Origin of the sequence: Chitinophaga sp. NPDC101104 (genome assembly GCF_050277495.1) — a bacterium.
GTDB lineage: Bacteria > Bacteroidota > Bacteroidia > Chitinophagales > Chitinophagaceae > Chitinophaga.
Map to the genome: position 1 here is coordinate 4,253,042 of NZ_JBNNSF010000001.1, position 12,378 is coordinate 4,265,419.

The 12,378-nt window shown below is 55.2% G+C and carries 8 protein-coding genes; 2 read left to right on the forward strand and 6 right to left on the reverse strand.

The features are described 5' to 3' along the window. Window positions 1–8: 8 nt before the first annotated feature. The 3 genes from ACQKLP_RS17075 to ACQKLP_RS17085 all read right to left on the reverse strand — a co-directional run bounded on the left by ACQKLP_RS17075 (window position 9) and on the right by ACQKLP_RS17085 (window position 5,859). Window positions 9–1,487, reverse strand: coding sequence for a RagB/SusD family nutrient uptake outer membrane protein (locus tag ACQKLP_RS17075; RefSeq protein WP_427324008.1), 1,479 nt, complete (start codon window positions 1,485–1,487; stop codon window positions 9–11). A gap of 25 nt (window positions 1,488–1,512) precedes the next feature. After that, window positions 1,513–4,860 carry a SusC/RagA family TonB-linked outer membrane protein gene (locus ACQKLP_RS17080; protein WP_427324009.1) on the reverse strand — a complete coding sequence of 1,116 codons (3,348 nt, stop codon included), beginning with the start codon at window positions 4,858–4,860 and terminating at the stop codon, window positions 1,513–1,515. 318 nt (window positions 4,861–5,178) lie between these two features. Further along, window positions 5,179–5,859: a FadR/GntR family transcriptional regulator gene (locus ACQKLP_RS17085; RefSeq protein WP_427324010.1), complete on the reverse strand. Its 681-nt coding sequence runs from the start codon at window positions 5,857–5,859 to the stop codon at window positions 5,179–5,181. Window positions 5,860–5,991: 132 nt separating this feature from the next. On the opposite strand from ACQKLP_RS17085, the gene ACQKLP_RS17090 reads away from it, so the two are divergent. Both ACQKLP_RS17090 and ACQKLP_RS17095 read left to right on the forward strand, forming a co-directional pair. Continuing rightward, complete coding sequence (locus ACQKLP_RS17090; RefSeq protein WP_427324011.1) at window positions 5,992–7,026, forward strand: energy transducer TonB; 1,035 nt, start codon at window positions 5,992–5,994, stop codon at window positions 7,024–7,026. A gap of 209 nt (window positions 7,027–7,235) precedes the next feature. Continuing rightward, window positions 7,236–8,639, forward strand: a complete 1,404-nt coding sequence (locus ACQKLP_RS17095; RefSeq protein WP_427324012.1) for a DUF4157 domain-containing protein — start codon at window positions 7,236–7,238, stop codon at window positions 8,637–8,639. Here the strand turns inward: ACQKLP_RS17095 and ACQKLP_RS17100 are convergent. The 3 genes from ACQKLP_RS17100 to ACQKLP_RS17110 form a co-directional block, all read right to left on the reverse strand. Then, window positions 8,636–9,520 (reverse strand): DUF4349 domain-containing protein, encoded by an 885-nt coding sequence (locus ACQKLP_RS17100; RefSeq protein WP_427324013.1) that lies wholly within the window; start codon window positions 9,518–9,520, stop codon window positions 8,636–8,638. The two genes, ACQKLP_RS17095 and ACQKLP_RS17100, sit on opposite strands and share 4 nt — an antisense overlap. A gap of 61 nt (window positions 9,521–9,581) precedes the next feature. Further along, window positions 9,582–10,841 carry an ROK family transcriptional regulator gene (locus ACQKLP_RS17105; RefSeq protein WP_427324014.1) on the reverse strand — a complete coding sequence of 420 codons (1,260 nt, stop codon included), beginning with the start codon at window positions 10,839–10,841 and terminating at the stop codon, window positions 9,582–9,584. 293 nt (window positions 10,842–11,134) lie between these two features. After that, complete coding sequence (locus ACQKLP_RS17110) at window positions 11,135–12,190, reverse strand: helix-turn-helix transcriptional regulator (RefSeq protein WP_427324015.1); 1,056 nt, start codon at window positions 12,188–12,190, stop codon at window positions 11,135–11,137. Window positions 12,191–12,378: the final 188 nt, after the last annotated feature.

Below are 12,378 nucleotides of genomic sequence, written 5' to 3' on the forward strand. Positions count from 1 at the left end.
GGATGATTTTATGGTTGATATCCTTCCGTTTGTTTGATGTTGGGATTGTTGGCGAGCACCGTGCTGTTGAGGGGCCAGAAAAGCGGCGTGGTCTTGCCGGCGAGGTTGGGCACGTACTGGTAGATGTCCAGCGTACCGCCTTTGTGGAACCGCACGAGGTCGAACCAGCGCTTATTCTCGAAGAACAGCTCGCGGCCGCGCTCGTTGAGGATTTCCTTTTCGAGGCTCTGCTTGTCCATGGCGCCGGAATATACACCGGTTGCGGTACGGGCGCGCACTTTATCGAGGTACAGTTTGGCGTTGGCGCCATCGTTCAGCGCGGCGTAGGCTTCGGCTTTCAGGAGGAAAATATCGGCCAGGCGCCAGAGCACCACGTCGTTGTCGGACACGCGATCGTCGAGGTACCTAGTGCCGGGGAGCTTGTTGATCCAGGCTACTTTCGGGCCGGTGGACTGCAGTTCCACCACCCAGGTGTCGCGGATGCGAACGTCGTTGGCGTTGGTGAACAGTGCGCGGGAGGCCGGGCTGATCTGGTAAGCGCCCTGGCCGTTGACGGAAGTGGCCGTCCAAGGAAGGGAATCCTTGTTGAGCGCGCCTTTGATGCCTTCTTCGAACGGCAATGCGTTTTTGGCGTAGTTGCCGCCGGGCGTTTCGTCGCGGTGGTAGTAAGCGGCCATGAGCACTTCCGGGTTATCGGCGGCGCGCTTGCCGGCCACGTCCGCGAAATCGGCGTTGAGGCGAACGCCGGTGGTCTCGATCTCGCTGATGGTTTCCACGGCCAGTTGCAATGCCGCGTTCCCGCCGCCGAGCACTTTGGCTTTCCATAACAGGGCGTCGGCTTTCAGCGCCAGCACCGATCCGTAGGAGAAGCGATAGCGGGAAGGATAGGCGGTTTTGGAGAATTTGGAGGAGGATCTGTACAGCTCCAGCGAAGCTTCCACATCGGCCAATACCTGCGCCATCACATCGGCGGCCGGCGAACGCGGCAACTGGGGCACATTTTCATCCACCACCGCTTCCAGCATGATGGGCGCATCGCCGATCACCCGCAGGAGGTGATAATAGAACCAGGCGCGCTGCGCGTAGGCTTCGGCCTGTATGGTCTTTTTCAGATCGGGATCGGAATTGAAAGGAAAAGGCTGTATTTTCTGCAGCAGCAGGTTGCAATGCCCGATGCCACGGTACCATTCGGCGTAGTTCACCGCGCCCGACGTGGGCGACAAAGTATGCGACCAGGCCACGGTAAACCGCGAGTTCAGCGCGGAAATCAGTTCCTCGCTCCGCTCCGTGCCGTAGGTGATGTTGTTGGCCAGACTGCGCACCACGGTGTAAATACCGATCACATTCGGCTCGAAATCGCCCTCGTCGCGGAAATACACTTCATCCGTAATACTGGATTGCGGCTTCACTTCCAGGATGGCATCGCAACCGGAAAGGAGGAACGCGGCCGTGACGGCAGACCAGATTCGTATCGTCCATTTTTTCATAACTCTGTGTTAATTCGTTAAGCAATCAAAACTTCAGGTTGGCTCCCAGTGAAAACTGGCGCGGACGCGGATAACCGCCCGGGTCGAAGCCGCTGTACACTTCGGGATTGAGCCCCTTGTAAGCCGTCAGGTAGGCTACGTTGTACACGGAGGCATACACATTGAGGCCGGTGGAGCGGAACTTTTTCACCCAGGTGGAAGGGAGATCGTACGACAGCGTGATTTCCCGCAGCGCCAGGAAGTCGCCCTTCTGGAACATGACAGACACATCGGAATTGTAGCTGCTGTTGTTACCGAGGCTCCCGTTGCGGAGGTAGTTGCGCTGCCCGAAATCGTAATCGGCGAAAGAGAAGCGCGCATATTTACGGCCTGCGTCGCCCTGGTTCTTCCAGACGTTTTCTGCGAGCGCTTCGGAAGGCGCACCTTCGTTAAACGCCCTGCCCTGCCCCATCGAGCGGGCCAGCGCGCCGTTGCTGATCATATGCCCCATGGCGTAGTCCGCATTCACGCGGAGCGAAACGCCTTTATAGGAAAACGTGTTTTGTATCCCGCCGATCTTGTCGGGATTGCGGTAGCCGATGAACACCTGGTCTTTCATATCGATGATGCCGTCGTTGTTCACATCCTCGAAAATGAAATCCCCGCCGCGCTTCCCGACGATGATGCCCTGCGGCGACGCGAGGTTGTCCTTGATCTTCGCGTTCCAGGCGGCCGCCTCCGCGTCTGTCGCGAAAACGCCCAGCACGTTGAAGGCATACACGCCGTAAGGGCGCTCGCCTTCCGCCAGGCCGCCCGCTTCTATGAGCTGGCCCGTGGTTTTATCGAATACCATATCGCCGCCCTGGCGGTTCTTTGCGCGGCCGTTGTCCGGCAGTTCGGCGATGGTGGTGCGGTTGAACGCGAAGGAGAAATTCGTGTTCCAGCTAAATTCCTTGTTCTTAATGATGTTGGCGCCGATCGCGATCTCGATGCCCCTGTTACGGAGGGCGCCGTTGTTGTAGGCGATAGAGGTGAACGGCGATTCCGAAGGGAGGGGTTTGGAAGTGAGGCGGTCTTTCGTCAGCTTGTCATACACGTCTACGGAAAGATTGATCCTGTTCCTGAACAAACCCGCTTCCAGCGCGATGTCTGTCGTAACGGTAGACTCCCACCGCAGCCGCGGATTGGCCAGCCCGGAGCGCACCACACCTGCATAAGTGGCGTAGGCCACACCGGTATATTCGCCGTAGGTGTCCACGATGCTCAGTCCGCTGAGCCCGGCCATGCCCCAGCTGGCGCGCAGTTTCAGGGCGCTCACGGTATTGCTGCTCCAGAAGTTCTCCCGGTCGATGTTCCAGCCGGCGGAAACAGAAGGGAACAGCGCGTACTTGTTTTCCGGCGCGAAGTTCGAGAATCCGTCGTACCGCAACGTACCGCCCAGCATGTATTTCGCTTTGTAGTCGTAGCTGAACTGACCGAAAAGGCTCGCGGAGCGCGATTCTCCCAATGCCGTCCGGAAATCCGCCACGTTGGTGGTGGCGTTGCCGTTCACCGTCGTCAATGGCGGCTCATCGATCGTGTAAATGTAGTCGGTAATGGCCCTTTGGGAGCCCATATCCTTGGAGTGGTTGGTATTGCGGGTGAAGTTCATGCCCGCGAGCACCGTCAGCCGGTGATCTTTATTAAAATCCGTATCGTACTGCAACACCTGGTCGAGCATCAGCTGCCGGGAGTTGTTGGTATAATCGTCTTTCCAGCGGCGCATGGATGGCTGGATCTCGTCCGGCGGCGTGGCCCTGCGCATCGTCAGTTCCTTGTAATCGTCGATCACGTAAGAAAGCGAAGGTTTCCAATGCAGGCCTTTGATAATGGTCAGATCGGCCGCCACGCGAGACACTACGCGTTCCGTAGACGTGCGGATATCGTCGTATTCCAGCGTATGGAAGCGGTTGCGGACCGTCCAGTTCTCGCCTGTGGTGGGCTTTCCGTCGTCTTTGAACGTGCGGATCAGCGGTGTGATGCGGATCGCGCGGACCAGGTCGTTCTGGTACGCATCCACATAATTCGGTTTGGTAAACTGGTAGTTGACCATGAAATCCAGCCGGAGCCTGTCCGACGCCTGGTACCCGAAATTGCCCAGCGCGTTATAGCGCTTGTAGCGCGTGCCCACGAGGATGCCTTTCTGATCGGTATACCCCATCGAGAAGTTGTAATCGGCTTTATCGGTGCCGCCGGTCAGCGTCACGTTGTCGGTATTGGAAAGCCCTGTGCCCCAGAGTTGTTGCTGGTATTGGTTATCGGCGTACAGCAGTTTGGTGCCGGGATTGATGGGATCGTCCATCACGCGCCAGCCGCGTTGCAACAGGTTGTCAACGTATGCCTGTCCTTCCACCTGCACGATATTGTCGTACAGCGCCGTGAGGTACATGCTTTTGCCGTAATCGCCGCGTTTGGTGAAGGTGCGCGTGCCGGCCGAGAACCCGCCATTATATAAAAGATTGTTCTTGTCGATGGCGTCGGAGGTATTGGCCACCGTCACGCGGGCGAGGCGGAGATATTCTTCGGCGGAAAGGTAATCGTAATCCCGCGCCTGTGTTTCCCAGGTGCTGCGGTGCGAGAGTGTAATACTGCCCCGCGTGTTCATCTTTCCCCTTTTCGTTTTGATGACGATTACGCCGTTGGCGCCGCGGGCGCCGTAGATCGCGGTGGAAGCCGCGTCTTTCATCACCTGGAACGATTCGATGTCTTCCGGGTTGATGTCGTTCATCGTGGAGCGGAAAACGCCATCCACCACGATGAGCGGGTTGCTGCCGTCAGACGAGCCGATGGACGCGCCGTTGTTATTGCCCAGCCCGGCGCCGTAGACGTTCGGTTTGGTGCCGCCGCGGATGATGATGTTGGTGGCCCCGATGCCCGGCTGGCCCTGCGTGATGGGGATCGACACACCGGCGATTTTGCCCTGCATGGATTGAACCGGGTTGGGGTTGGGATTATTTTTCAGTTCCGCTACGTCCAGTTTGGAAATGGCCGCGGTGTTTTTGCGGGTCGATTGCTCGGTGTAGCCGACGATGAGCACTTCGCCCAACTGGGAGGATGTTTCGGCGAGGTCGACGTTGATCTCGTGGCGATTGCCCACGGTAATTTCTTTCAAGGCATAGTTCATCATTCTGAACACGAGCGTTTCCGTGGCGCCGGCCTGCAATTTAAAGCGGCCGTTCCCGTCTGTAACGGTGCCCCGTGATGTGCCTTTGACGGACACGCTCACGCCGATCATGGGCTCGCGCGATGCGGAGTCGCGCACCATGCCCGTCACCGGTTGGCCGCCGGCCTGGCTGAACCCCGGCAATGCGGTCAGCAGCAGCAGGAAGCAGCAACATAATCTTAGCAATGTCATGTGTGGAAGTTTTGTGTACATGTGATTGAATGGAAAGTCCGCCCCGCCCCGTTCTCACGTTGGCGGCAAATGCCCGGCCTTACCGCGCTTTCACAGGCAGTACGGCCCGCCGGGCGGCGGTGGTTGAATAAAATAATGGTGGGAGGACGCTACAGTTCCTCTAACGCTGGAATACAGTTGATCATAACGTTCATGCCCTATTTAGTAGTTATGTTCTACATATTAAAAGTAGGGATTTTTAACAAAATCCAAGTATTAATTTTTGTGAACGGTAAAAAAAGTGAAAAAAAAGTCCGCCGGTTCCGGCGGACTTCCAATTTATTTCGATTGCCGCAGCCGGTCGAGATGCGGCTGCAGGTGCGAGGCCATTCCGTCTTTAAACTCCTGTACGGTCCCTTTTTTGAGGATGCGCACCAGGTCTTTGTGCGTGATTTTCCCGGAGACGTATTGTTTGTTCTCCAGTTTCATCACATATCCGAAAACGGGGAGCAGCAAAGTCTGGAAACGCTTCATCGTTTCATTGCCGGTCATCTGGTATAACTTGCCATGGAAGGCGATTTCGTTGTTGATCCGGAAGTTGTCGCCCTTCGTTTCGCGGGCCACGATGTCTTCCAGCTCGGCGATGTCTTGCGGGGTTTTGTGGATGAACAGCAGGTCGGCGATGCCCATTTCGAGGACGAGCCGCAGCTCGAAAAGGTCCTGCAACGTAGATTCGTCGATGATCTCGGGGGTCAATACCTTTTCGAAGGTGCCCATGATATCGGGGTTGCTGATGACCATCCCCGTTTTCTTTTTCGTTTCGATGATGCCCAGCATCTTGAACCGGCTGAGCGCTTCGCGGACCACGTTGCGGCTCACGCCCAGGGCGGCGGCCAGTTCCAGTTCCGTGGGAAGGGGGTCTCCCGGCTTGAAGTTCTCTTTGGCGAAATACTCGCGCAGGCTCGCTTCTACGCGCTCAGCCATGGATTTGGCGGCAATCGGTTTGATACCGTTCAGCATACATTTTGTTTTTGTACCACAAGTGAACAAATATACTCATTTGCCGGGGATTCTTATCGATAACCAAAAATTCTCCCGCGCCGGAAGGCCGGCTCATCCAATTAGATTAATTTGCAGCCTCTTCCAATATCTATGAAACGGATCTTACTGATTTTTGCCAGTTGCATCGCGCTGCAAACGCAGGCACAGCAGCTTTCTCCGTCCACTTCCGACATGGCCGCGCTTTCACAGGCCATCGCGCAGGATTTCCGGGACCGCGACAGTTATACCGCCAAACAATTGAAAAGGCAATTAAAGAGCGCTGAAGATAAAATCCCGAAAGCGGCAGCAGACCTCGCCACTTTCATGGAACTGGCCACCGCCGCGTTCGAGATGTTCGGAAACCCGAAGAACCTCGCAGACTATCTCCGCGAAAACGGCATGGCCGATACCCTCGCTACCCGCGTTGCCGAATATGCTTTTTACCTGCATTCCCTCCGCCTGCCGGCTGATCCCATGCTGGCTTCCGGGTATCGTTACGGCGTGAAACTGTTTATGGATACCGCCCGTTCCCGGTATTATATAGTGACCATCACCAACCCGAAGATAGCATTGCGGAAATATGCCGTAGGCGATAACGGCGCTCCGGAAACAATTGTAACCGGCCGCCTGTACGGCAACGCTATCGTTCCGGAAGAACGCGATACGACCCTCCGCCTCTTCTTCCTCAACGGCGTACTGGGAGAATACAATGGCAGCGAAGTGGCGCATGAATACTTCGAGGCCAGTCCGCACGGCGCTTTCGTCCGCAACATCAGCGTCTCCGCCTTCGAAGGCATCATCCCAGCCGATATCCCCACCGCCGCGGCGCAGCTCGCCCCGAACCCACCCGACCATCCACCCATCTTCCCAGGCGGAGATGCCGCACTGGAGGAATACCTGTCCAAAAACATCCGTTTTCCGGAGCGCGCCCGCAAAAAAAACATCTCCGCTACCATTACTGTATCGTTCATGGTCGATACTACCGGTAAAATAGCAGAAGCCAAAACCATGGGAGCGCCCAAGGGATATGGACTGGAAGAAGAAGCCCTGCGCGTCGTAAGCGCCATGCCCGATTGGCTACCCGGCCGTCAGAAGGGAAAGGCGGTGAACGTCCGTTTCAGCCTGCCGCTTCACTTCACACAATAAAAAATATGAAGGCTCGCCCACCGCGGGCCCTCTTTTTGCCTATTTCGATCGTTTGGCTTACATTTGGGTCCATCAGCCCGGAGCAAACCTTCAGCAGATCATACGGACCATCAGCCCCCGAAACACGAAACCCCGGCATTACCCTTCGTACATCGCAGCCCGATAAAAATTTGATCACCGCCTCCGCCGGGGGCGCAACCTGTTTTGCCATGCGCAGCACCCGTCGCAATCCGAACAACAGTTCGCGGAAACCCTCCGCCCAGCCGTCTTTCTTCAACCCGCCGCAGGCTTCGGCTACCCGGCACAAACTGGCCTCCACGGCCGGAAAGGGCGAGCCCATCCCCGCCCCCACCCGCCATTTCATGGAAAACGCCTTCGGCGCCGATTTCTCCAACGTCCACATCCACACCGGCGCATCGGCCGCGGAACTGAACGCCGACGTGCAGGCCAAAGCTTTCACTTACGGAAGCGATATCTACTTCGACCATCAACAATACCAGCCCCATACGCCCGAAGGCCAGCACCTCCTCGCCCACGAACTGACGCATGTCCTCCAACAGGGCAACACCTCCAAAAGGCGCATCCAGCGGGCGGATATCCATCACCGCAAACTCACCTGGGCCGATTTCACGGCAGACGTCCCCAAGAAAACGACCGGGTTCGAAGCCGCCACGAAATCGGACATCGAAGATTTCGACGTATCTAAATACCCTTTCAAAAAACTCACCGAAACGGAAAACGGCACCTCTTTCCAATCGGGCAAAAAGGTGACCGATTGCGAGAAAGGAAAAGACAAAGACAAAAAAGCCGCCGAACATCCGGAGAAATACAAAGCCTACAAAGTGAACATCGAAGGCGATACGAGCAAGCTCAAAGTGAAAGCCTACATGCGACAGGAAGAATCCTGGGCCAAAAAATGGCTGTACGACCCCAAAGAGCGCGAAGCCCACGCCGATACATTCGTGCCCGCCTGCGAAAGCCAGTTCAACAAAAGCCAGACGTCTTCAGAAAAAGCGTGCGACAACGACGTGAAGACCTGCGCCGCGGAAATGAAGAAAAAGAAGCTCGCCTCCTATAAAATCTACAACACCACCGTCACCGACCCGGCAGATTGCGGGAATATCAAGCCCAATTGCGTGAAAGACCGGATGAGCAGCGTCAAATACCAATGGAAAAACCATAACAACGTGAAAGTGGAAGCGTCCAAGCTGGGCGATTGCAAAACCTCGTTCAAGAAAGGCCTCATCAATACAGGTCTGGCGGATTCCAGCACATCGCTCCTGAACCACGAGCAGCGCCATTTCGACATCACGCACCAGGTGGCCGAAAAGATCAGCACCGAAATGCAGACCCTCGCCTCCTCGTTCGCCACGAAGGAAGTGGAAGCCTGCGGAAAAGGAAATGCGCTGGCCGCTGCCGAAAAGGAGCTGAAAAGCCAGCGCAAAAAGCTGTCGGACAAAATGAAAGCCATCCGCAAAACCCTCGGCACTTACCAGAAAAATTACGATAACGAAACCAACCATAGCAAGGTGGTGAAAGCGCAGGATTGGTGGAACCGCAATATCGACGCGGGTTTGCCGAAATCGTCCGGGGTGAAGGACAAGTTCATCTAATCATTTCCCTTCACGATCTGCATGATCTTCAATTTGTCGATGATCAGCAGGAGGATGAAAACCGATAACGTACCCAGGAACACGATGCCCAGCAGGATGCAATTGTACTGGACCGTCCATTCCAGCGCCGTTTTCATACGGTGGAGGATAGATATGCCCTGTTTGGCGCGACCTTCGAACAATGAAAATTTCACGGTACAATATTCATTATCGGCATTGAAATCGTCCAGCTGCACGCCAAGTTCCTGGAGTTTGGTTTCGGTTTCCAGGATTTTATCGTGCAGCGATACGAAATCCCCGATTTCTCCGCCTTTCGTCTTCAACTCCATGAGCGAAGCCAGTGTTTTTTCCAGCGACGCCTTACGGGCATTGAGCTGCGCGTACTCGTTGGTTTTATCGACCTTCTCTACGGACATCGAGCGGATTTCGCCTATCTGGCAGACCACAGCATAGAAGGTGTCGAACTTTTCCGGATGTACGCCGATGACGAGGTGCAATTCGCGCGCCCCTTTGAGGCCGTCTGCATGTTCATACTGGACCATGCCGTGAAAATCAGCGGTTTTGCTGCGGATAGCATGACCGTCTTTCTCGAAATTCGAGGAGCGGGAAGTAACTTCCGCAGTTTTCTCGTACTTCTGCGGCGACGGTACATTGCTGTTCATGTGAGGCGCATCCATTTTTACCTGCGGCATGGAGAACTTTTCGGAAGCATAGTTTTTCCGGATATTTTCGATGCCGTCGAAGAAACCGCTGCGGGAAGACGAGCTGGCGGCCGAAGGGCTCACATACCCGACGATCATCCTGAATACGAAAAGCAGCATAAAGCCGGCGATGAACCAGCGGCCGAGGCGCCAGGCACGTTTGAGGAAGGGAGATTTCATGGAGAAAGGTTGTTATTTCAAAGGTTAAGGATGTAGGGGGATGTAAAATTCCATAAATGCATCACCGGTCTTTCGCATCGGCGATCATGGCCTCGAAAAACCAGGTGATCCCTGCCGCCGCGTACCCCAGCAGCCGCGAATCGTCTCCCAGTTCAGACGAAACGATCTGCGTCTTTTCCCGGATCTGCGTCATGCAATACGTATTGATCGCCTGCTGCATGGGCAGGGTGATATATTGCCGGGCCGCCGCGATCTTACCGCTCAGGATCACCATTTCCGGGTTGAACAGCTGGATGAGGATGGAAATGCCTTTTCCGAGGTTCGTCCCGATGTTGGACAGCAGCTGGATGGAATACTGGTCGCCCTTGTTGGCCGCGCGGATGATCAGTTCCGTTTCGATGCGGTATATTTCTTTGTTGGACAGGTCGTTGATGATAGAGTTCTGTCCCGACAAAATCCCTTCCCGCGCCATTTTCGACAACGTCATCCCCGACGCCACCGTTTCCAGGCAGCCATATTTGCCGCAGTAGCACAATTCCCCGTTTTCGACGAAAGGCATATGCCCCATTTCCCCCGAAAATCCCGAACTGCCGTGCTGCACTTTGCCGTCCATGATGATGCCGAGGCCGATGCCCCAGTCCATAAGGATCACCAGTACGTTCTTGCGGCCGATGGCGTGGCCGTACCGCAATTCGGCGAGGGCGGAGCCTTTCACGTCGTTCTGGATCACTACGGGCATGCCGAGTTGCTGCTCGAAGGCTTCGCGCAGGGTGAGGCCGTCGGTTTCATCGAGCAGGTAGCTGTAGTTTTCGCCGCTGATGGGGTCGATGAGCCCGGGCATGCCCACGGAGCAGCCTACGAGCCGGGATTCTTCGATCTTGGCGGTGCGGATGAGGTCGCGCACATGCTCGATGAGCGTTTCGAAGAAGGCTTTCCGGTTGCGGGAAAGGGCCACGGGCACGGTTTTGACGGGCGTTACGAAGTGGTTGTTATTGTCCACGATCGCCATGCTCGTTTTGAACAGTTCTATATCGATGCAGATTTCGAAGATCACATTGCGCTGGAGGCGGAAAAGGTCTGGTTTCCGCCCGCCGATCGATTCCCCGACCCCGCGCTTCTCCACGATCTTCTCCCGCGTCAGCTCCGCCAGCATTTTGAAAACCGTAGGCGCGCTGATGCCAATGGTATCGCAAAGGCTCGAGATGGACGAGGGGCCGTTGGTATAAAGATGTTGCAGCAGCCTGTATCTCAACTGGATCTGCTTTTTGCTCAAAGTCGGGTCCATCGCGAAAGGCTCGCGGTTTAACAAATTAACGTTCATATGACCTGCGTTTTCCGGTTCCCTACAAATCTTTGAAAAATTTTTTAATGAAGTCAATAATTTCTATTAAAAAATCAAAAAAGATTTCGGCATGGAAAAATTAGTCCCGTTATTGTATCTGCATACATCAAATTCATGGGGAAGGCCGGATACAACATGCAAAACGACCGGCCTGCAGCAGCGGGGATTTCTACGACAGACAGGCATTTTGGCAAAAAGCAGCAAAAAGCGACAGAGATGATGATTGAAAAAACCGGCCGGCAGGGCCGGTTTTTCTATTTTACCCAGTTGGATCAATTTTGCCCGAACCCGGTGGTTTTCAATTCCTTTTTGACAACGGCGTACTGTTCCGCGGCCTTTTGGAGCCTTTTGCGGATGAACCCCACGAGGTTCCTGGGCGCCAGTACCCGCATCATTTCCCCGAAACCCAGGATCTCGCGCTCCAGTTCGAAGTTCAGCGTGACGTCGATCCGGACCATGATGCTCCCGTCTGCCTCCTGGCGGAGGAGTTGCTGCGAATGATGAAGGGGCTTGGTCAGTACGTAGGGTGCCTGGTTGGGATGCACCCAGAGGACGACCTTCTGCGGGCGGTCGCGCTCCGACCGCGTGACCCCGAGCGTTTCGCCGAAATACCGTTCGAAGTCGACGCCCGTGTAGGGCACATAGTCTTTGGGGGACATTTCCATGAACTCCACGATCCGGTCGAGCGCCAGGGTCACCAATGCGCTGCCTTTCCGCGGATGGGTGATGAGGAACCACCGGTTGCGGTATTCCTTCAGCAGGTACGGGTGGTACACGGCGGGGACGGGGGCTTTGGCCTTGAAAGACTGGTACGTGATGAGCAGCGGCACTTTTTTGCGGATGGCCTGGTACAGGGGCAGGATGTGCTCCAGGCCTTTCAATAGTTTATTCCCTTCGAGCTGGATGTGGTTATGCTCGCGGTTCACGGATTTATGGAGGCTGTTTTCCAGCCGGGCAATGATATCGTTCATATCATCGAAATAATCGAACCCGTTCATCTGGCGCAGTACGCTCACGATCTCCGACATTTTCTCCACATCGGCATCCGTCACTTTCGAATGGTTGATGCTGTAATTGCTGTCGGAATACGTGTAGTACCGTTTGTTCAACACCACGATGGGCGCATTGTAGCCAAGCTTGTTGCTGCGCATGAGCTGGATATCGGCCTGAACGGTGCGCTTGCTCACGCCACCGGTGATGCCTTGGTATTCGTACAGGGCTTCCGACACTTTTTCGATCAGCATGTCCAGCGTCCATTTGCGGTGGCTGTTGCGGAGGCACTGGTCGATCGTTTTGTAACGGATCAGGGCAACTTTATGTATCGCCATAGGAAGGGGATTTCCGGTAAATATATCCCACCCCGTCCAATTACGCAACAAAACTACGCAATACAGTTGCGCAGTTTGTCCAACCCGTCATTCATCCTGCCAATTAATTTCTAAATAAAACATTACCATTCAATTAATTACAAAATATTTTAAAATTTCTTGCCACTGCGCACGTCCCCTGCATCCTA